Origin of the sequence: Paenibacillus sp. 1781tsa1 (genome assembly GCF_024159265.1) — a bacterium.
Classification (GTDB): Bacteria; Bacillota; Bacilli; order Paenibacillales; family Paenibacillaceae; genus Paenibacillus.
Genome location: NZ_JAMYWY010000001.1, coordinates 737,672 through 758,214, shown reverse-complemented (window position 1 = coordinate 758,214; position 20,543 = coordinate 737,672). Strand labels below are relative to the sequence as shown.

Annotated in this window: 19 protein-coding genes; 9 read left to right on the top strand and 10 right to left on the bottom strand. The window is 47.4% G+C overall.

Annotated elements, in window-relative coordinates; translation table 11 throughout:
- The 3 genes from NKT06_RS03550 to NKT06_RS03540 all read left to right on the top strand — a co-directional run bounded on the left by NKT06_RS03550 (nt 1) and on the right by NKT06_RS03540 (nt 2,601).
- Complete coding sequence (locus NKT06_RS03550; RefSeq protein ID WP_253429977.1) at nt 1-237, top strand: hypothetical protein; 237 nt, start codon at nt 1-3, stop codon at nt 235-237.
- Between the two features lie 18 nt (nt 238-255).
- On the top strand, nt 256-1,380 hold the full coding sequence (locus tag NKT06_RS03545; RefSeq protein WP_253429975.1) for a GerAB/ArcD/ProY family transporter: 1,125 nt from the start codon (nt 256-258) through the stop codon (nt 1,378-1,380).
- A 93-nt stretch (nt 1,381-1,473) separates the two neighbouring features.
- Nucleotides 1,474-2,601, top strand: a complete 1,128-nt coding sequence (locus NKT06_RS03540) for a GerAB/ArcD/ProY family transporter (RefSeq protein WP_253429972.1) — start codon at nt 1,474-1,476, stop codon at nt 2,599-2,601.
- Between the two features lie 92 nt (nt 2,602-2,693).
- Here the strand turns inward: NKT06_RS03540 and bcp are convergent, their stop codons facing one another.
- The 4 genes from bcp to NKT06_RS03520 are packed head-to-tail and all read right to left on the bottom strand — an operon-like array spanning nt 2,694 to nt 5,834.
- A complete protein-coding gene (bcp, locus tag NKT06_RS03535) occupies nt 2,694-3,158 on the bottom strand; it encodes a thioredoxin-dependent thiol peroxidase (protein ID WP_253429969.1) in 465 nt (154 codons plus the stop codon).
- Nucleotides 3,159-3,201: 43 nt separating this feature from the next.
- Nucleotides 3,202-3,987, bottom strand: a complete 786-nt coding sequence (locus tag NKT06_RS03530; RefSeq protein ID WP_253429966.1) for an ABC transporter permease — start codon at nt 3,985-3,987, stop codon at nt 3,202-3,204.
- 4 nt (nt 3,988-3,991) lie between these two features.
- A complete protein-coding gene (locus tag NKT06_RS03525; RefSeq protein ID WP_062837592.1) occupies nt 3,992-4,786 on the bottom strand; it encodes an ABC transporter permease in 795 nt (264 codons plus the stop codon).
- Nucleotide 4,787: 1 nt separating this feature from the next.
- Complete coding sequence (locus NKT06_RS03520; protein ID WP_101315092.1) at nt 4,788-5,834, bottom strand: ABC transporter ATP-binding protein; 1,047 nt, start codon at nt 5,832-5,834, stop codon at nt 4,788-4,790.
- 213 nt (nt 5,835-6,047) lie between these two features.
- On the opposite strand from NKT06_RS03520, the gene NKT06_RS03515 reads away from it, so the two are divergent.
- Complete coding sequence (locus NKT06_RS03515) at nt 6,048-7,091, top strand: LCP family protein (protein ID WP_253429963.1); 1,044 nt, start codon at nt 6,048-6,050, stop codon at nt 7,089-7,091.
- Between the two features lie 131 nt (nt 7,092-7,222).
- A complete protein-coding gene (locus NKT06_RS03510) occupies nt 7,223-8,542 on the top strand; it encodes a glutamate-1-semialdehyde 2,1-aminomutase (protein ID WP_253429959.1) in 1,320 nt (439 codons plus the stop codon).
- 138 nt (nt 8,543-8,680) lie between these two features.
- On the opposite strand, the gene NKT06_RS03505 is transcribed toward NKT06_RS03510, so the two are convergent.
- Nucleotides 8,681-10,075 carry an aminotransferase-like domain-containing protein gene (locus tag NKT06_RS03505; protein ID WP_253429956.1) on the bottom strand — a complete coding sequence of 465 codons (1,395 nt, stop codon included), beginning with the start codon at nt 10,073-10,075 and terminating at the stop codon, nt 8,681-8,683.
- Between the two features lie 158 nt (nt 10,076-10,233).
- Here NKT06_RS03505 and NKT06_RS03500 point away from each other — a divergent pair, with 158 nt between their 5' ends.
- From NKT06_RS03500 to NKT06_RS03485, 4 genes are all read left to right on the top strand, one after another.
- Entirely contained in the window at nt 10,234-11,166 is a 933-nt protein-coding gene (locus tag NKT06_RS03500) for a DMT family transporter (protein ID WP_253429954.1), read from the top strand.
- Nucleotides 11,167-11,390: 224 nt separating this feature from the next.
- A complete protein-coding gene (locus NKT06_RS03495; RefSeq protein ID WP_253429951.1) occupies nt 11,391-12,497 on the top strand; it encodes a GerAB/ArcD/ProY family transporter in 1,107 nt (368 codons plus the stop codon).
- Nucleotides 12,478-13,947 (top strand): spore germination protein, encoded by a 1,470-nt coding sequence (locus tag NKT06_RS03490; protein ID WP_253429947.1) that lies wholly within the window; start codon nt 12,478-12,480, stop codon nt 13,945-13,947. Before NKT06_RS03495 ends, NKT06_RS03490 begins: the two co-directional genes overlap by 20 nt.
- Complete coding sequence (locus NKT06_RS03485; RefSeq protein WP_253429944.1) at nt 13,944-15,101, top strand: Ger(x)C family spore germination protein; 1,158 nt, start codon at nt 13,944-13,946, stop codon at nt 15,099-15,101. The genes NKT06_RS03490 and NKT06_RS03485 overlap by 4 nt, the downstream gene beginning before the upstream one ends.
- Before the next feature lie 81 nt (nt 15,102-15,182).
- On the opposite strand, the gene NKT06_RS03480 is transcribed toward NKT06_RS03485, so the two are convergent.
- The 5 genes from NKT06_RS03480 to NKT06_RS03460 form a co-directional block, all read right to left on the bottom strand.
- On the bottom strand, nt 15,183-15,599 hold the full coding sequence (locus NKT06_RS03480; protein ID WP_253429941.1) for a sensory rhodopsin transducer: 417 nt from the start codon (nt 15,597-15,599) through the stop codon (nt 15,183-15,185).
- Between the two features lie 374 nt (nt 15,600-15,973).
- Nucleotides 15,974-17,182 (bottom strand): rhamnogalacturonan acetylesterase, encoded by a 1,209-nt coding sequence (locus tag NKT06_RS03475; protein ID WP_483311608.1) that lies wholly within the window; start codon nt 17,180-17,182, stop codon nt 15,974-15,976.
- Between the two features lie 108 nt (nt 17,183-17,290).
- Nucleotides 17,291-18,130, bottom strand: a complete 840-nt coding sequence (locus NKT06_RS03470; RefSeq protein ID WP_253442366.1) for a carbohydrate ABC transporter permease — start codon at nt 18,128-18,130, stop codon at nt 17,291-17,293.
- 5 nt (nt 18,131-18,135) lie between these two features.
- Nucleotides 18,136-19,038, bottom strand: coding sequence for a carbohydrate ABC transporter permease (locus tag NKT06_RS03465; RefSeq protein ID WP_253429934.1), 903 nt, complete (start codon nt 19,036-19,038; stop codon nt 18,136-18,138).
- Nucleotides 19,039-19,177: 139 nt separating this feature from the next.
- A complete protein-coding gene (locus NKT06_RS03460; RefSeq protein WP_253429931.1) occupies nt 19,178-20,461 on the bottom strand; it encodes an ABC transporter substrate-binding protein in 1,284 nt (427 codons plus the stop codon).
- Nucleotides 20,462-20,543: the final 82 nt, after the last annotated feature.

The following is a 20,543-nucleotide window of genomic DNA, read 5'->3' as shown; positions in this document are numbered from 1 at the left end:
ATGTTAATTACAATTACTGTTATTTTCATAGGGGGCCTTATAGGCTTGTTTGATTTGCCGGGTCTTATCCGTCGCAAGGAATGGAGGGAAACAGCTGTGTATAGCTGCATGCTCGTCATCGCCACAGGGTTTAGCGTGATCGCAGCAAACCTCTGGAATTTTCCGAGTCCGCTCTATATCATCATGTGGATCTATGAACCTGTTAATCAATTCTTGGCACATCTGACGGGAACCTAGAAAAAGGAGAGGACCATTATGCTTGAACAGGGGCGCCTTGGTACAAGACAATTGACTACTCTCACTTTTTTGATAGTGGTCGGGGATATGATGCTGATCTACCCCTCAGTCATCACATCCTATGCGAAACAAGACTCCTGGATATGTGCTTTCATAGGCGTCCCTCTGGGAATGGCACTGATGGCCATGATCCTGAAGTTGTGCAGTTTGCATCCAGAAAAAAATCTGGTACAGATGGCACGAAGCATTCTGGGGTTCTGGCCAGGTACTCTCTTTTCCTGTTTCTACCTGTTCTTTTTTATTATTGGTGCTTCCACCCATACGAGAGAAGTCGGCGATTTCATGACGACTCAAATCTTCCAGTACACTCCCATTCGTATCGTCATTCTGATGTTTGTCATCGTGATCGGCTGGGGGGTATTTCACGGATTGGAGGCGATGGGGCGAAGTAGTGAACTACTGATGCCTGTCGTTATTGTGTTTATTGTCGTTCTTGCAGTCTGCCTGCTTCCCCAGGTTGATACCAGCAATTTGAAGCCCGTAAGTGATACAAGTGTTGTCTCTATTTTGCAGGGCATTCTGGTAAGCATTATATATCCCATTGGTGAAGTCGTCCCCATCATGATGATCCTGCCCTACGTTGCCAAGCAGGCTCATCGAACACGGGACGTAATTATTGCAGCAGGCCTAGGCAACCTGGTATTGGCAACACTTGTTACCATATCATTGCTGGTCTTGGGTGCCTTTCTCACGCAACATAACATATATGCTTCTTTTGTTTTATCCCAGAAAATTAGTATTGGAAGCTTCTTTGAACGTATTGAAGCTATTATGGCCTCTTCCTGGCTGATCTCTACTTACTTCAAAGCGATGATATACTTATACGCCTTTATTGTTGGTTGTGCGGAACTGTTCAAGCTTAAGCAGTATCGGATGCTTGTGCTTCCAGCGTCGCTACTCGTTTTCGGATTAGCCAATCTTGTCTCACCAACCGTAACCTTTATCGTAATCACCGTTGTTCCCTATTGGGTAGATTGGGATACTACTCTGGGGATCATTCTACCCGGCTGTCTCCTGCTGATACAATTGCTCAAGTCGCACAGAAAATCATCGGTTACTCACAACAATGCCTCACAGGAATGAATACTTTTTTCGGGAAGGAGCCTGGTACGGGTAAAAAATTGAAATTCAGCAACGAATGTCATCCATATTGAATCTAGGGAAGGAGTGCGGTCTATGTTAATTAAAGAGAAAATCACCATTAGGCAATTTGCACTGCTAACCTTCCTTGTCATGGTTGGAGACATGATTCTGCTCTATCCTTCCGTGGTTACTGCTTCCGGCAAACAGGATTCCTGGTTCTGTTCTCTTATCGGTCAGCCGATCGGCTTACTCATCATATGGGTTCTATACAAACTTCATCAGACACATCCTGATCTGTCCCTTATTGAAATCTGCCAAAAAATACTTGGCCGGTGGGCAGGGGCTGTTTTGTCATCTGCATATCTGTTTTATTTCGCCATAGGCGCTGCCATATGTATCCGTGAAGTTGGTGACTTTATGACCACACAGATCTACCTCCAGACCCCCATCCGGGTCATTCTAATTATCCTTATGTGCGCTCTTGTCTGGGGAGTTATGCATGGCTTGAATACAATAAGTGCAAGCAGTGAATTGCTGACGCCGATTGTTGTTACATTTATGATCCTGTTATTCATGGGGCTGATACCCAAAGTAAACATTTCACATCTACAGCCTTACTTGAACACCCCCTGGCTCCAACTGATTCAGTCTACCATTAAGGGAGCTTTCACTTCCTTTGGTGAACTAATCGTGATTACCATGGTTCTCCCTTATGTTATGTCAGGGCCACATATCAAACGTGACATGTTACTCGCTACCTTATGTGGAGGCTTATTGTTAACCACCCTGTTGCTCATTTCCTTGATGATCTTTGGCCCCTTTGTGACCCAACATGACATCTACATCTCCTATACCTTGTCTCAGAAAATTAATATCGGCAACTTTTTCGAGCGAATTGAGGCGTTCATGGCGACCGCTTGGTTGATTGCTACCTATTTCAAAAGCCTGCTGTACATGTTCTCTTTTGTCATTGGAACAGCACAGCTATTTCAGTTAAAGACATATAAGCCTCTCATCCTGCCATCAGCCATGTTATTATTCGCTTTAGCTGTACTGATATCTCCCAATGTCATTTTCTACACCAATACGATCATGCCCGCTTGGGTGGATTGGGATATCACTGTAAGTTTTATTATTCCGCTATTCCTTCTGCTCGTGCATCGGCTTCGTTCTCGCAAGAGCAAGAACAATTCAACTAATCATAAACGATTGTCCACCTAAAAAGGCTGTGTTCACGGTATACCCCGCGAAACACAGCCTTTGGTGATGAAACGGATAAGATGTATTCACTCATACATATCCAGGTCATTACATTACAATGCCTTCACAGCCTCAAGTGCTGCCTCAATATGTCCTTTGACCCGAACTTTGGACCAATCCTTGATCAATTTCCCCTTTTCATCAATCAGAAAAGTGGAGCGAACCATACCCATGTACTCCTTGCCATACATTTTCTTCAGCTGCCATACACCGTATTGCTCGGCTACAAGGTGTTCTTCATCTGATAACAAGGTGAACGGCAGTCCATATTTGGCGATAAACTTATCATGCTGTTTCATCGGATCGGTACTGATCCCGAGAATGACCGTGTTCAGCCCTTCAAATTCAGCATGTCGATCCCGGAAATCACAAGCCTGTTGCGTACAGGACGAGGTCATATCCTTGGGATAAAAATAAAGCAGCACCCGCTGTCCGCGGTAATCGGAAAGCTTCACCGTTTCCCCCGTACTGGACGGAAGCTCAAAATCCGGTGCCAATTCGCCTACAGTTAACGTCATGTCAGTTCCTCCCTAGTCTCGCCCATGAATGTTATAGGCGTTATTATGATCCTGCTCCGCGATACCTTTTCACACCATAATTCCACAGAAGCAAGCCCATGGAACCAAACACCAGCCCCATCACAGGGGTCAGGAGCGCCATGCGATGCATCTCGGACCTCTCCAGGAACAAGGCAGCCGGATAGATACCCACGAAGGCAAACGGAATGATCCAGGTCAACAGCACCTGAATGGCACGGTTGTAGATCGTTACCGGGTAACGACCATACCCTTGGATGTTATACATCAATGGCAGAATACCTGTTGGTGCGTCCGAATAAAAGGACAACGAAGTCAGTGTGGTGTAGATTCCGGCATAGATCATTACTGAGCTGAGTGCCAGAATTATCAAGGCAGGAATATGCCACCATTCCAGCACCAAGCCCATCTCTGCTCCGCTGAAGATCATGATGATCAAGCCGATAAACGAGCCCACGAGTGCAGGCGGGTCTACATTTTCAAGCAAAATCTGAAACAGATTATGTGCAGGGCGTGTCAGGATACGATCCATCTCGCCTTTGACGATATACCGCTCACTGAATCCCCACAGATTGATAAAACAACTGAAAATGCCATAGGGCACCATAAAATATCCATAAACAAAGAGCACTTCACTCTCACTCCAGCCGCCCAGGTTATCCGTATGGCGAAAGACCACAAAGATAAAGATCAGGTTGGTTGCCTGGAACAGCAGATCCGATAGGATCTCCACCCAGAAATCAGCACGGTACGTGAGTCGTGTTTTCATGTAGTTCTTCAAATATTCCCAGATCAGACCCATATAGTACATTCCGTTATCCCCCTTGCACGAACAGACGCTTGCGCGCCTTACGCCAGATCAGTACCATCGGAAGCAGTAGCACGGCGAACCAGAACACCTGAATACCGAGTACATTCCAGATGGCGGTACCTTCCACTCTTCCTGTGAAGACCGAACCGGGCAGATACGTAATGGCCTGAAAAGGCAATACCTTCATCACCGCGGACATCCAGCCTGGATACAGGCTGATCGGGATGATTAGACCGGAGAACAAATCAACCACGACGCGTTTCATACGCATCATGCCTTCATTATTTTCCACAAAAAATGCCGCCAGTCCCGTGATCACATTAATCTGGGAATTAATGAGGAAACTGAAGAACAACATGACGAGAAAGCCAATCCACGCCGATGGGGCCGTAGGCAGTTCGACCGGGAACAGCAGAATGGCAATGAGCATCCCCGGAATCATGAGGAGCAGGAAGCGGAAAATGCCTTCGCCAAGACCCTGCATCATTTTGACCATAACGTAATTGATTGGCCTGATGAATTGAATCGCAATGGAACCATCCCGTATGTCTGCGGCAATCTCTCGGTCCAGGTTGTTAAAGTAAAAGGCACGTGCCATCCAGGATACAGCGATGTAAGTGGTCATCTGCGCTGCCGTGAAGCCGCCAAGTTCACCACTGCTGCCGTAAATGGCTTGCCAGGTAAAGTAATACACGCCGATATTCAGCGTATATATCAAAATGCCGGAGTAATAATTCACCCGGTATGCCAGCATCGTTAGAAAACGGATGCGCATAAAATCAATAAATGCACTATTCATCTCAGGATACACCCACCGCTTCTTTCCCTGCTCCCACAATCTCGGGACGCTCGGCGGAACCGGATTGGTAAATACTGCGCACAATCTCATCCGTGTTAATCTCTATAATCTGAATATCGGTAATATCGGCTTGTCCAACGACCCGTCCGAGTACATCCGAAACGTTCAATTCCAGTGGAATCCATACGGATGCAGACAATTCATTCTCTACCGTCCAACGTACAGGTAGCGCCGCAGTCCATTCCTGCATCTGACTCATGTTGTGAGCTGAACCGAACTTGAAGCGGATTTCCCTTTCCTTGCCCCATTGGGACTTCAGATGATCCAGACCTCCATCATAGATGATGTTACCCGCATCAAGCATGATCACCCTGGAACATAGGGCCTCAATGTCCTGCAAATCATGGGTTGTGAGCAGAATGGTTGTTCCATGCTCCTTATTCATGTCTTTCAAGAAATCCCGAATTTCCGACTTCACGACAATATCCAGGCCAATGGTTGGCTCATCCAGAAAAACAATACTCGGGTTGTGCAACAATGCTGCCACCAACTCACAGCGCATACGCTGACCGAGACTGAGCTTCCGCACCGGACGACTTAACAGGTCCTGAAGCTGCAATCGCTCAACCAGTTCATCCAGCCTTTTACGGAAATCGACTTCTCCTACACGATATACTTTGCGCAATAAATGGAAGGATTCGATAACGCCAATATCCCACCACAATTGACTGCGCTGACCAAAAACAACACCAATATTCTGTACAAACTTCTCCCGTTCCTGATACGGAACATATCCACCAACCGATATTTGCCCTGAAGTAGGCACCAAAATGCCGGTCAACATCTTGATTGTTGTTGATTTACCGGCACCGTTCTCCCCGATATATCCGCATATTTCGCCCTGCGGAATCTGAAATGAAATATCATTTACAGCCAATACCTCTTGGTACTGACGTGCAAACAGGTCCTGGAACGCGCCCTTCAGCCCACCTCGGCTTTTCTGGACGCTAAACGACTTGCGCAAATCTTTGACATCAATCGCCAGCATGATTATACCTCACTTGGATTTTGTTGAAATTGCTTGTAGCCCAAAAAGAAATTATAATGGTATCAGTCAAAATTCAGCAAGCTTTAAAATAGTCTGGAGCCGCGTCCTGCCCTTATGTATGGGAAAAGACGTGTACGGAAAGCTCCGACTACATCTTACTTGAATACTCGAACTCGTTTTTTTATTTCATCTCAAATACAAAGGAGAGCTAGCATGACCAGAAAGACGAAGAGAACCATATGGATTTCTCTTGCCGCCTTCGTGTTAATTATTGGAGGAGCAGCGGCATATTATTTCGGTTCTATTCTCAATCAGTTGGACGGTTTGGCAAAGGACGGCGACGATTCACCATTCGCAGGTATCGAAAATGTGGAGAAAGTAAATACTCCTGACCCACCCAAATGGGAAGGCACAGAAACGGTCAATATTCTCGTTATGGGTGTCGATGCACGTGGATTGAAAAAAGGTGAAGTTCCTCGCTCCGACAGCATGATGGTCGTATCGCTCGACCCACTTACTAAAAAAATCAATCTGTTCTCCATTCTGCGCGACACTTACGTCAATATTGACGGATATGGCAAGGAGCGGATCAATACCGCCATCACCCATGGTCCTAATGCAGCGATGCAAGCTGCCGGCGACCTGCTCGGCATTCCTGTACAGTATTATGTGTATACGGATTTCCAGGGATTCATCAAATTGGTGGATGCCGTTGGCGGTGTTGATTTTAATGTGGAGAAAGACATGCATTATACAAGTAAAGCAGACAATAACGAATACGATATTGATCTCAAAAAAGGGTATCAGCATCTGGATGGCGAGACAGCTCTCATGTACGTTCGTTTCCGTCATGATGCGATGTCGGATTTTGCTCGTTCCGAGCGCCAGCGTGAATTGCTGAAAGCTGTTACGGCGAAAATGCAGTCCACGACTACCATTGCCAAACTGCCTGCCATTCTGGAACAGGTCAATCCTTATGTAGATACGAATCTGACACTCTCCGATATGTGGAAGCTGGGTGGACTCGGATACCAGAGCAGCATGAACGGCAGTGAGCAGATCCCACCAATGAACCTGTTGAAAGAAGAACGTACAGCAGGTGGTGCGCAAGTATTGACGGTTACCAATGAAGAGAAATTGAAGCAGCATATTCAGGATATTATTCACCCGCCTGCTACAACGGATGACAGTACGACCAGCACCGAAGATAAAACAGCCAGTGGTGACGATCAGAAGTCAGAGCAACCGGCTCAGTAATCTAAACATGCAGAGGGCAGCCATTACGCTGCCCTCTCGTTGTGCCCGGCTATAGTAATATGAGAAAATCATCATATCTTTCTGTGGCTTGTACCTTTATCATATTTCGAATTACGAAAGGAAGTTATCTTATGAAACCATCACGTTCCCGATCCGAACTTCTATACGCAGAAGCACTTGAACATATTGTAGGAGGTGTGAACAGCCCTTCACGCTCGTTTAAAGCCGTTGGTGGCGGTGCACCTGTATTTATGAAAAAAGCCCAGGGCGCCCACTTCTGGGATGTTGATGACAACCGTTACATTGATTATCTGGCTGCTTACGGTCCGATTGTTACAGGACATGCCCACCCGCATATTACGCAGGCCATTACGGAAGCAGCAGCCAATGGAGTACTGTACGGTACTCCGACTGAACTAGAAATCAAGCTTGCCAAAATGCTGAAGGAAGCCATTCCTTCCATGGATAAAGTACGCTTTGTTAACTCCGGTACAGAGGCTGTCATGACTACGATTCGGGTCGCTCGTGCCTATACCAAACGCAACAAGATCGTAAAATTCGCCGGATGTTACCATGGTCACTCGGATCTGGTGCTTGTGGCTGCCGGTTCTGGCCCTTCTACGCTGGGTATCCCGGATAGTGCCGGCATTCCTACCAGTATTGCGCAAGAAGTCATCACCGTGCCTTACAATGACCTGGATAGCCTAAATGCTGCACTGGAGCACTGGGGTGACGATGTTGCCGCAGTCATGGTTGAACCAATCGTTGGCAACTTCGGTATGGTTATGCCGGAACCTGGCTTCCTGGAAGGTCTCTGTGCCATGACACGCGCCAACGGCTCACTGGTTATCTATGATGAGGTTATTACAGCTTTCCGTTTCCATTATGGTTCTACACAGACGTATGCCGGACTCGATAATCATGCGGAGATTGAACCGGATCTGACGGCTCTTGGTAAAATTATTGGTGGGGGCCTGCCCATCGGTGCTTACGGCGGACGCAAACACGTTATGGAGCAGGTTGCTCCACTCGGCCCGGCTTATCAAGCGGGAACGATGGCTGGTAACCCTGCATCCATCTCGGCTGGTATCGCATGTCTTGAGGTCCTGCAAGGCGCGGGTGTATACGAAGAGATGGAACGCCTTGCTATTGACCTGACAGCAGGTCTGCAAGCTTCTGCTGACCGTCATGGGATTGCACTGACAATCAACCGGATTCGCGGTGCATTCTCCACCCATTTCTGTGATCATCCGGTGACGAACTACGATCATGCCCAAGACACGGACGGAGAACGCTTCGCTTCCTTCTTCCGTCACATGCTGGATCGTGGCATTAACCTCGCTCCATCCAAATATGAGGCCTGGTTCCTGACCACGGCTCATACAGATGAAGATGTTCAGGCTACATTGGAAGCCGCAGAAGCTTCCTTTAAGGCGATGGCTCAAGAATAAATTGGATTATTTCCATCTACAATATAGCGTACAAGCTGTATTGTAGATGGATAACAACTCATGGAAAAGGAGTCCAACAAGTGCTCAACTTGTGTGGACGCCTTTTGATATATACGGACAACATTCCGATTTTTCTAGTTATTTCTGCCTGATCTGAAGTTTCAGAATTTCCTCCCGGATCACCTGCATCCCTTCCTCGATTCGCTGCTTCGGCACATTGGAGATGTTCAATCGCAACATCTGATCCTGATGTACCTGATAGGTTCCCTCCGGATAATACCGTTCAGTCGTATCCACGATGACTCCGCGCTTTTGAAGCCGGGACAGCAGAACACGAAGCGGCATATCACCCGCCAAAGGTAACACCGTATGCTCCCCTCCTGTTCGAGGAGCCTCCATAAATGGAGCAAAGTCTGGATAGGCGTCCAGCTGCTCATGCACCGTGTGCATCCGGGCAGCATATCGGTTACGAATCACTTTCCTGTGATGAGCAAACATACCGCTATGGACATAGATCTCCAGAGCAGCTTGAGACAGGACGGAAGTGTCGATATCAAGCATTTTTTTGTAAGCCCCAAAAGATTGAATGAGTGGTGCGGGCAGAACAGCTACACCAATGCGCAAGCCTGGAAACAAAATTTTGGAGTAACTCTTCAGATAGATGATCCGGCCTTCCGTATCATAGGACCATAGCGGGTCCTGTTTCGTATTGTCCTCCAGATCCGCCAGATAATCATCCTCCACCAGATACACATCGTACCGCTGTGCAAGCCGGATCAGTCTCTTCTTCTCAGCAACCGTTAACGATGTGCCAATCGGATTGTGAAAGCGCGGCATGACATAGAAAAACTTGATCTCTTCCTCAGCGAACTGACGTTCAAGCGATGCCCAGTCCAACCCATCTTGGGTACGTCTCACACCTGAAATAGGCACATTCAATCCACTCAGTAGGGAGGGCATATTGTGATAGGTTGGTAGTTCAAGCATTACTGTTCTCTTTCCATTGGGAAAAGGCATCAATGCAAGTACAGCCAGCGCCTGTTGCACACCTGATGTGATAAAGAACTGCTCCGTTCTCGCAAACACCTGATAATCCGCAAACTGCTTCTGCAACAATAGAATTAGCGAAGGTAATCCCTGATCCGTGCCATACATGAACAACTCTGTCTGTTTTTTCTCCATCGCCTGATCCACACAATGACGAAAGTCTGCATAAGGGAACACCCGCGGATCCGGAGCAGCCGAAGCGAAGTCCAATGCTCCCTGCCAGTCCATGTCCTGAGCACCTGTCCCGTTCTGTACGGCATAATAACCGGATTGAGGGATGGCGTACACCAAATGCCGCTGTTCCAGCCACTCATATGCACGAATTGCTGTGCTTACACTGCATTGATACTGTTCAGCTATAACTCGAACTGCTGGAAGTCGGATGCCCTTATCTGCCCACTGGCGACGATCCTGCCGCTGCATCTGTTCCTGAATCCATTGCTTTAATGCTTCGGCAATCACTTCATATTTTCTCACCGCACCCATCCCTCTCCTACAATTGTACCGTTACAGTTTAACCTTTTATCTATTGTAGCACGATGCACCCGGCAGTATATTGAATAAGGCAAGCACGTGCCTTGAACCTGACATATTTCAGGATGATAAAGATCATACGCTATGACAAATGTATTGGAGGAGCATTCATGAACACAGCACATACTCGGGGATACGCATATATCGCAGCTGTATTGTACGCGGCTATTATCGGCCTATCTTTTCTATTTGTTAAAATGACGGTCACTGTTGCACATCCCATTGATGTGCTTGCCCACCGATTTGCGCTGTCGCTGATTGTTGTTAGCATTCCTGTCATTTTGGGTTGGATCAAAATCCGACTGAGCCTTCGTGATCTGTGGCGAATTATTCCACTGGGGCTGTTATCTCCCGTCCTATTTTTTGCCTTTCAAGCCTTTGGACTCGTCTCGTCTAACTCATCGGAAGCCGGAATTATTCAGGCTATGGCCCCTGTATTCACACTCGTTCTCGCTTCAGTTTTCCTGAAGGAACGTACATCCACGATGCAGAAGCTGTTCCTGCTACTGTCTGTCGCTGGAGTGGTCTTTATTTTCATGATGCAAGGAAGCGGCGTATCGATGAGTAACCTGAAGGGCATTGCATTATTGCTGCTATCCACGGTCTGTTTTGCAGGTTATGGTGTGCTTGCAAGACCATTAACCCAGAAGTACAAACCAATGGAACTAACATGGGTCACATTAATGGTTGGCTGTATTGTATTTAACGCCGCTTCCCTGATCCGACATGCGTCCAGTGGTTCCATGATGGACTACATCAAACCACTTGGAGATACATCCTATCTGGGTGCCCTCGCATATCTGGCAATTCTCTCCACCATGATCTCCACCCTGCTCGCGAGCTATGCCCTGACCCATCTGGAGGCCTCGCAAATGAGTGTATTCAGCAATCTGTCCACACTCATCTCCATCGTAGGAGGTGCATGGATATTGCATGAACCAGTGGGTAGCTACCACTATATTGGTGCATTGTTGATTATCGCCGGTGTGCTTGGCACTAATATGAGCGGTCGCAAACACAGGCTGGTCACCGGGATCAAGTAAGATTTCCCATATTGAGGCAGCGCGGAAGTTGGTTCGCCGGTTCAACGAGTTATTCGCTCCCATCCTCCCCAAACTCTGCATTTTGACTGGAGAGCGGCTCGGGAAACGATGCTAAAGGTAAAAGAGAAGCCATGGGTATTCGTTATTTCGACTGACAGTATGAAGCACTCCAATCCCGTTAACACTGCTGAGGACAGTCTATCGGGAAAAGGAGACCCCTCAGCATGAAACGAACACAACCTTCTTTTTTACAAGCTATGATGTTGATCATGTTGTCCGTTGGCTTGATCAGCCATGTTCTGATTATTCCTGCCCTTTTGGCTGCGGCCAAAAGGGATTCTTGGATTTCCGTCCTGCTATCAGCCGGACCATTTCTGATATTTGCGCTAATGCTCGCTTATGTCTCTCGTTTCCTCCAGCATCAAACCCTGCATGAATGGTTAACATCCCGTCTCGGCAAGCCTATCGGCCTGTTCTTTCGAGTTGGTAACAGTCTCTTTTTTCTGAGCGCAATCTATTTCACCCTACACGATACCACGACTTGGGCCAAAACAAATTACCTGACAGAAACGCCAATTCTGGTAACCAGTATTGCTCTCATGTCTCTATGTGCCTATGGGGCATATAAAGGCATCCGCTCCCTGGCATTTACGGCAGGATTGATCCTTCCACTGGTGGTACTACTGGGCTTCTATGTTGCAATTGTGAACACTCAATACAAGGATTACAGCCGTCTCCTGCCTGTGTTAGAACATGGCTGGCATCCTGTACTGAATGGCATGATTTATAGTCTTGCAGGCATGTTTGAACTGCTGTTCATCTGGTATATCCAGCCTCATCTCACCAAACGTATACGTGTATGGCAGTATCTGATGCTCGCACTCATTCTTGTGGGACTAACAGTCGGCCCACTCATCGGGGCGATTGTGGAATTTGATCCTTTTGAGGCTGCCAAAATGCGCTATCCCGCCTTTGAAGAATGGCGAATTGCCTCCTTGGGCAAGTACATCGCCCAGACCGACTTCTTTTCCATCTACCAGTGGCTCGCAGGCTCGTTCACCCGGATTAGTCTCGCCATGTATATTGTAGTAGAAATATGGAATATTAAGAGCTCTACCAGAAGGCTTATCAGTTGTATCTCGTTAGGTGTCTTCTTTATTCTAACCATGTTGTATCCTCTGGATGATATGACCTTCGAAAAGCTTCTGGTCGAATACATATTTCCGTTCAATCTCGTGTATCTGAGCGGACTTGCGATTATCGCGACGACGGTTGCCTTTATCCATTCACGCCATCAGAGGAGGAAACATCATGGAGCATCAAGCGATTGACACCACGTCCCATGAAACACTGCTTGCCTCTTTGAAAGAGCAGTTTAATCCATGTGCAGATGTCGTTATTCAGACCTTTCCTGTTAAAGACGAATCTGATCAGCCAGTAATCTTACTGTATTGCGAAGGGCTTGTCGACGGTAAACAAATCAACCAATTTATTATCCCACGTCTAGAGCAGCATGCTCTAATCATTGAGGAATCACAACCCAAAGAGTTGGGATTAACCTTAAATCCGATTGAGGATATCACAAATTTCAAGAAACTTAATCTGTTGATTTTTAGTGGACAACTACTGATCATTTTTGATAATGGTGTTCAGTCCTGCAGTCTGGATATTGCTGATATACCAGGACGCAGTCCAGAAGAATCAGCCATTGAGACATCCGTTAAAGGCCCGCGCGATGGATTCACCGAAGAACTCACTACAAACGTGGCCCTTATTCGCAAACGGATGAAAACATCTTCGATGTGTTACGAGAAATATGTCAAAGGCGGTCGTACTCAAACTGCCATTGGACTACTGTATGTGAAAGATATTATTAATCCAGACATTCTAAAAGAAGCACGACACAATCTGGACCAGATTGAGATCGATGGCATTCTGGGTACCTCGATCATGGAGCGGGCTGTCATGGGAGGGGTTCGGAGCATCTTTCCGCTCACGGATAACACTGAACGTCCTGATTTTGTTGTCGACTCCCTGTTAAATGGACGTTTTGCCGTTCTCATTGAAGGTTCTCCAGTAGCGGTCATCGCGCCAACTACACTTTTCAATCAATTGAAATCTCCTGAAGATAGGAGTACACCGTTTTTCATCGTTACCTTCGAACGAATCTTGCGCATCTCCGGACTGCTGATTGCCTGTTTCTTCCCGGCCTTCTATATTGGCCTGACCAGTTTCAATGTGGAACAGATCCCGCTACCGCTCTTGGCTACAATTGCTGGTACTCGAATGGGCCTGCCCATGCCTGTGACACTGGAAGCATTTCTGATGATTTTTATGTTCGAGCTATTTAACGAAGCAGGTCGCAGATTACCACGTGCATTGGGCCAGACCGTCAGCGTGGTCGGCGGGCTTATCATTGGGGATGCCGCTATTCGCGCGGGGATTACGTCTCCCACCATCATAGTCACGGTAGCCATTTCAGTTATCTCCAGCTATATTCTCGTGAACACCGTGCTGAGCGGAGCTACTGCCCATGTCCGGATCGGGATGCTTCTCATCTCTTCCATTCTTGGATTATTCGGATTTATGATTGGAATATTCGCCCTCTTGGTACATCTCGTATCCTTAGAATGTTATGGGGTGTCTTATCTGACCCCCGTCTCTCCTTACATACCAGGAGATTTCACACAGGCCGTATCCATGCCGCCTTCCATGAAAAAAAATAAACGTCCGGAAGCTCTTCACACTCAAGATTCCACTCGCCGGAGAAAACGGCCATGATCAGATGGACCTCTATGAGTGGCCTACTAGCCGGATGCTTGATCTTGCTAACGGGATGCTGGGATTCCAAAGAGGTGCAAAGTATTAACTTCATCACGGCCATTGGGATAGACTACGTGGACAACCAATATATTGCGTATGCCCAGTTAATTGATTTTTCCAGTATTGCCAAGCAGGAGGGCCCGACTGCGCGGGAAGCGAGTGAGATCTGGGTTGGACGGGGTGAAGGCGCAACATTGAGTATGGCTATTAATGCTCTATATGAAACTTCACAACAACAAACATTATGGACTCATGTCAAAGCCATTGTTTTATCCAAAAATGCTCTGGACGATAAGCTGGGGGATATATTCGACACCTTGTTGCACTCGGGACAGCTGAGATACACACCATGGATTTACGCTACGGAGCAGAATATTCCAGAAGTTCTCTCACCCTCTGCTTTGCTGAACCAATCTGCTCAAACGATTGAATTATTCGAACCGATGAGGCTATATAAACAGCATTCGGGTTATGAGCCCATTCGACTTCATCAGCTTCTCGATGGCCTGAGAGAACCTGCTGCTGTAGTTCTTTTGCCATCCATTACGAATAAGAACCAGACTTGGTACAATGGCGATGAGACTCCCTCACTGATTAAAATGGACGGATTTTATGTCATTTCCAATGGGAAAAGTCAGGGTAGAGTTGCAGGAGCAGATGCGGATGGTACACGATACGTCAATTATGATGAAGTCCATCAATATCCATTGTACGTATATGGCGATGGCGGGAAGATACCTGATCTGACCCTTGTGCTTCATCATCCCAAGACCAGCATTCAGGCGAGGAAAAAAGGAGATGGTGTTACTTTCGATCTGGTGACTTCAGTTAAAAGTTCTATCATTGAGGAGCACGGAGCCCCACGCACACCTCATGCCATGGAACAGGAAGCCGAGAAACAGATTGAGTCCCAAATCCGCGATACATTTGAGAAAACCAAATCACGTAAAATTGATTCATACGGTCTTGTGGAACATCTCTATCGCCACAATTTACCCTTATGGAAACAGGAGGTCGCCCAACGGGCTGACCCTCTCAAGCGTTTCAAACTTGGCAAAGTGGAAGTGCATGTGGATATCCTTAATGCAAGCACGTATAAATACAGTAAATAAAAGAAGACCGGTGACCTGCATTACATGCTCAAGGTTACCGATCTTCTTTTTGGGTTTGAATTTTATGCCAAGTCGCAATGCCTATCCCAATGGATACGCCATGACACTCATCAGAGCCAATTCTGGCTGGGTCGTGTCCAAACGGCTGTACTGGATGATGACAGGGATATTGCTTGAAACAGTGATTGCATAAGGTACGCCTGACGGGATAGAATGCTCCCCAGATTGCAGCGATGCCGTACGAATATGTTTTGTTCTTCTCGCTTGCACCTCCGCCACCATATCTTCTAGTGGTTCTCTGTCTTCAAAGTAAATCGTGATGTGCAGCTCCGCATCCGTGGCACTGGTGTTCAGTACACAAATGCTCTCATGACTCTCCAGTGTGCCACTGCTCTCCGGCGGAATGTAGCCATCAGGGATAACCCAGTAGGTATGACCTGTGGCTGTCGGATCGTTCTTATGGGCTGATGCGCCTTGTTTGGTCGGCTCCAATGTCATTGAATATATCCTCCAATAATTAGATTAAAAACGTGGCGAGGCTCGCGGGGCTGTCGCTCCGGCGGACGGATCGGGCTGTGGGCCGCTTGTTGGCTCGGGATTTCTATTCATTCCCCCTCAAGCAGGGGAAATCCCGCTCCAAAGGCGGACGCTTCGCTCCCACTGCTCCGATTCCGCCCTTCTTCGCTGCTACGCTCGCCATGGGCTTTTTAAAAAATTATTGCCTTCGCTCTTCGCTGGGCAACTTTTTGCTCGCTCGTTAATTCGTTTAACTCGCTTCGCTTAAATACAGACGCACAGGACTTAAAATCCTGCGGTAGTTTATCTCCAAGAGTAGTAAAAACAAGTCGTCTACAACTGCTACGATTAGTCACCTACCGCAGATACATCTGCAACGGTTGTAATTGCAACTCACGGATGGCTTCTGCCACCTGCTGGGCAAGGCGACGGGCACCGCGTTCCTGAAAATGCGTGTTATCCTCCACGCCTGAAGGGAAGTTCACATACTCTCCTGGCAGCACCCACATAAAGTCGTCCTTAGTGGCTTCCACACCCGCCTGCTCGAACAGAAGGCGGCTGCGCTCTGCCAGATCGATCAGCGGAACACCTTCCTCTTCCGCCAACTCACGCACGGCGATGATATAATCGCCATGGGTATCGGTCAATGTGCCATCATCCGCAAAATAGCGACGATGCACCGGGGTTATGAGCACCGGACGAGCCTTGGCTTCACGGGCAGCATCGATATACTTTTTCAGATATTCCTTATATGTTGTGAATGGATCGGTCCCACGTTCAGGGTCCGGCTTCTCATCGTTATGTCCAAATTGAATAAACAGAAAATCTTCGGGCTTGATTCGCTCCAGAATGGCGCTTAATCTGCCTTCATTAATAAAGCTGCGGGAACTTCGCCCTGACTGGGCGTGATTATCCACTGCCACATCATGTTTGAACTGCGCAGGCAACAGCTGGCCCCAACCGCAATACGGATATCCACTTTCCGGCTGATCTGTTACGGTTGAATCCCCGGCAAGAAATACGGTCATGGTCTGATTCGCAAGAGTAATCTCCAAAGCATTGATTCTCGGTGCAGGACCGGAGAATGACAGACGAAGTCTGCCGCCACGAACAACGACCGAGAATCGCACCTCTGCAAATTGCCCAGGAAGTGCACGAATGGTTGGCAGTACAAGCCTGCCCTCACCAGCTTTCACACGGGTCACTGTCTCAGCCAATTCATCACCTGCAACGAGTAATACTTGGTAGGTTCCATCGGGAACATCCACGATGAACGATGCTTTGAGCGGAATACAGAAGCCTGAACGCAATCGGGCAGACATGGTTGTCTGCCCCGGATGGTTATGATGTTGGTTCGTGGAATTCGGCACGTCATCATCTCCGATGCGTTGTTTCTCATACACCAGAGAACCTGCTTCGAATCCGTATCCTCCTCGTTCCTCATATGCGGTTGTTGCAGTTACTTTCAGATAATCCCCTGTCTCATCTGCTCTTCCCGAGTCCGGTCCAAAGTTAAACTTCCAGCGGGTCACGGACACTGCCTGGCCCTCTGCCGCTGCCTCCATGGCAACGGCCTGACTATCCTGAGCTTTATTCAAAAGCGATAACCTCCTTGGTTAACTTTCCGTAAACGTTCAATCGGGCAAGATACGAAGAAATACAGTGAAGCCTGCTTATCCTTTCAATCCGCTGGTGCTCATCCCTTGAACAATTTGTTTCTGGAAGATGAAGAACACAGCTACAACCGGAACCAGACTGACGATGGACATCGCGAACATGGCGCCCCAGTTGGAAGCAGATTCGCTATCCAGGAACATTTTCAGTGCCATCGATACGGTATATTTCTCAGGCGAGTTGAGGTACAATACCGGACCGAGCAGATCCTCCCATCTCCAGTAGAAGGAGAAAATCGCTGCTGTTGCGAGAGATGACTTGATTAGTGGCATAATAATCTGAATATACAGCCTGAATTTGTTACACCCATCAATGGTAGCAGCCTCATCCAGCTCCTTCGGAATCGTTCGAATGAACTGTACCATCAGGAAGATGAAGAACGGCATTCCGAAGAATGTAGGGACAACAATTGGCAGAATCGTATTCAGCCAACCCAGCTTCGTGAAGATAATGTATTGAGGAACCAATACCACGTCATGTGGCAGCATCAGCGTCAACATCATAATGGAGAACCAGAAACTACGACCTTTGAAGCTAAGTCTGGCAAAACCAAAAGCGATCAGCGATGACGATATCACAGCACCGATGGTAGATATAACTACAATTACAAGTGAGTTGGTGATGTAATCCATGAACGGTCTTCCTGCTGTGCCTTTCCAACCATCCACATAGTTACTCCAGATCCACTCCGTTGGAAACAGGGTATCTGCGGTGACAAAGATCGTACGACTTTCCTTGAATGAACTGAAGAGCATCCAGAGTACGGGATAGAGCATCAGGAGGGCAAGAGCTGCAACGAACAGGTGATACACGGGCCATTTCACATTTTTCCATACCATCATCGTTACTTCCCTCCTTCAGATTCGTAGAATACCCAGTACTTGGATGTCAAGAACACAGCTACCGTGAGTATTCCAATCATAATGAGCATGATCCAGGCCATTGCCGAAGCATACCCCATGTTGTTAAACATAAATGCCTGACGGAACAGATACAAGGAGTACAGCATGGTACCATCCATTGGGCCACCTTCGCCTTTAGAGATAATGTAAGCAGGTACGAAGGTCATGAATGCTCCAATCGTCTGCATGATCATATTGAACAGAACGATTGGGCTAAGAAGTGGCAAGGTGATGCTGAAAAATTTTCGAACCGGATTCGCACCATCCACGCCTGCTGCCTCGTACATCTCAGGGGAGATATTTTTGAGACCAGCCAGGAAGATCAGCATGGACGAACCGAACTGCCACACCGACAGTGAGATCAGCATAACCAGGGACGCATTCGGATCACCAAACCAGCTTATAGGCCCAATCCCAATTGCTGTTAGAGCACTGTTGATAACACCCTCATTACTGAAGAGGTTACGCCACATAATGGATACGGCCACACTACCACCGATAATAGATGGCAGGTAATACAGCGTCCGGTACGTTCCAATCATACGAGAGCCAGTGTTCAGGACCATCGCTACGAAGAGAGCAAAGATCAATCTTAACGGTACCCCAATGAATACATACAGAAACGTCACTTTGACCGAATTCCAATATTTCGGGTCATCAAAAAACATTTTGGTGTAGTTATCAAGCCCAATCCACCGCGGAGAAGTGAACAAGTTATAACTCGTGAACGACATATATAAAGACACAAACATGGGGATGAGTGTGAAGCCCAGGAATCCAATAATAAACGGGCTTATGAACGCATATCCGGTTAAGTTTCTACGTAACGACGAATACTGCCTCAATGGAACGAACCTCCTTCATGGATCAGCTTGCTCCCTCATCCTTACTTCGGTCATCTGGACGGGGAAAGGCCCTCGCATTAGCGAGCAGCCCCATTCCCGACCATCCCTGAAGTGGGACGAGCAAGCTATCATTCAACTGTTATTTATTGTTTGCAAGTACCGATTCGGCATTTTTGCGGAATGTTTCTGCTGCCTGCTCAGGTGTAATTTTGCCAAAGTTCAACTCTTCAACCACATCGGCCAGAGCAGAGATTACTTCAGGTGAACCCACCGGTGGCGGAGAACTCATTGGTGAAGCCTTAGGCTCCATGGTTGCTACGAATTCAAAGACCTGTTTCGTGGCGTCACTCAGCTCAGGTGCGATGGCTTCCTTGATTGCTCCTGAGATAGGCACACCGCGCTCCCCTTTGATCAGTTTGTTGGCTTCCACGTCATTCACCCAGAAATCAATGAATTTAGCCGCTTCTTCCTTCACTTTGGAGTTGGACGTTACACCCCAATACATACTTGGTTGCATATAAAGTCCTTTTTCCATATCCGGTCCTGGCATTGGAGCGATTTCGAGCGGACGGTTCGCTACCTGTTGCAAGGCTACGAACTGGTTGGACCATTGCCACACGCCAATTCCTTTTTCCTTCACGAGATCCGATTCCTCAATAATGCCTTTGGTTTGGTTGGCTACATCCGGTGTAGGTGCTGCGCCCTGCTCAATCATGCGACGCATAAGTCCGAAGAATTCAACAAACAATTGGTCATCATCATAACCAAGACCTGTACCTTCCGCATTGTATAGCGACAACCCTTTGGTACGCAGGAAATAGTGGAAGAAGATATCCGGAGCTACCCCTCCATCCAAATACAAACCTTTCTCAGCGGCTTGTTTACCCAGTGCTTCGTACGATTCCCAAGTCATATTGTCAGGGATTGCATCCACGCCTGCTTTTTTAAGCAACGCCGGATCATATTGGAAGCCCAGAACGTTAACACCGGCAGGTACACCGTATTGTTTGCCATTAATTACACCTGTGCTAATTACATTCTCGGACACATCGTCCACTTTGATCTGATTGCCCAGATAAGGAGCTAGATCCTCAAGCTGACCATTCTGTGCATATTGGCTGATGTAGGAAATATCCATCTGAACGATGTCAGGCAACTGATTTGCAGCTGCTTGTGGTGCGAGCTTTTTCCAGTAGTCATCAAATGAAGCATATTCCACGTCAATTTTGACATTCGGATTTTTCGACTTGTACAGGTCAATGACCTTCTGTGTATATTCATGCCGTGCATCCGAGCCCCACCAAGCGATCCGCAGAGTAACCGATCCATCCGAAGACCCTTGTTCGCTTCCTCCACCTGAACTACATGCCGCTGTAAAAACGAGCAACGCAGCCATCATCAGGAATATTGCCTTTTTCACCATGCCAATCTCCCCTTTTATGTTGAAATGGTTGTGTGAACGAGTTATCCTTTTGTTTCTGATAACGCTTTCACAAACTTGTTAA

Coding starts and splice junctions, on each gene's coding strand:
- NKT06_RS03550 (WP_253429977.1), top strand. CDS start 1: ATGTTAATTACAATTACTGTTATTTTCATAGGGGGCCTTATAGGCTTG.
- NKT06_RS03485 (WP_253429944.1), top strand. CDS start 13,944: ATGATCAGATGGACCTCTATGAGTGGCCTACTAGCCGGATGCTTGATC.
- NKT06_RS03525 (WP_062837592.1), bottom strand. CDS start 4,786: ATGAATAGTGCATTTATTGATTTTATGCGCATCCGTTTTCTAACGATG.
- NKT06_RS03510 (WP_253429959.1), top strand. CDS start 7,223: ATGAAACCATCACGTTCCCGATCCGAACTTCTATACGCAGAAGCACTT.
- NKT06_RS03540 (WP_253429972.1), top strand. CDS start 1,474: ATGTTAATTAAAGAGAAAATCACCATTAGGCAATTTGCACTGCTAACC.
- bcp (WP_253429969.1), bottom strand. CDS start 3,158: ATGACGTTAACTGTAGGCGAATTGGCACCGGATTTTGAGCTTCCGTCC.
- NKT06_RS03470 (WP_253442366.1), bottom strand. CDS start 18,130: ATGGTATGGAAAAATGTGAAATGGCCCGTGTATCACCTGTTCGTTGCA.
- NKT06_RS03515 (WP_253429963.1), top strand. CDS start 6,048: ATGACCAGAAAGACGAAGAGAACCATATGGATTTCTCTTGCCGCCTTC.
- NKT06_RS03490 (WP_253429947.1), top strand. CDS start 12,478: ATGGAGCATCAAGCGATTGACACCACGTCCCATGAAACACTGCTTGCC.
- NKT06_RS03460 (WP_253429931.1), bottom strand. CDS start 20,461: ATGGTGAAAAAGGCAATATTCCTGATGATGGCTGCGTTGCTCGTTTTT.
- NKT06_RS03520 (WP_101315092.1), bottom strand. CDS start 5,834: ATGCTGGCGATTGATGTCAAAGATTTGCGCAAGTCGTTTAGCGTCCAG.
- NKT06_RS03545 (WP_253429975.1), top strand. CDS start 256: ATGCTTGAACAGGGGCGCCTTGGTACAAGACAATTGACTACTCTCACT.
- NKT06_RS03505 (WP_253429956.1), bottom strand. CDS start 10,075: ATGGGTGCGGTGAGAAAATATGAAGTGATTGCCGAAGCATTAAAGCAA.
- NKT06_RS03495 (WP_253429951.1), top strand. CDS start 11,391: ATGAAACGAACACAACCTTCTTTTTTACAAGCTATGATGTTGATCATG.
- NKT06_RS03500 (WP_253429954.1), top strand. CDS start 10,234: ATGAACACAGCACATACTCGGGGATACGCATATATCGCAGCTGTATTG.
- NKT06_RS03480 (WP_253429941.1), bottom strand. CDS start 15,599: ATGACATTGGAGCCGACCAAACAAGGCGCATCAGCCCATAAGAACGAT.
- NKT06_RS03530 (WP_253429966.1), bottom strand. CDS start 3,987: ATGTACTATATGGGTCTGATCTGGGAATATTTGAAGAACTACATGAAA.
- NKT06_RS03475 (WP_483311608.1), bottom strand. CDS start 17,182: ATGGAGGCAGCGGCAGAGGGCCAGGCAGTGTCCGTGACCCGCTGGAAG.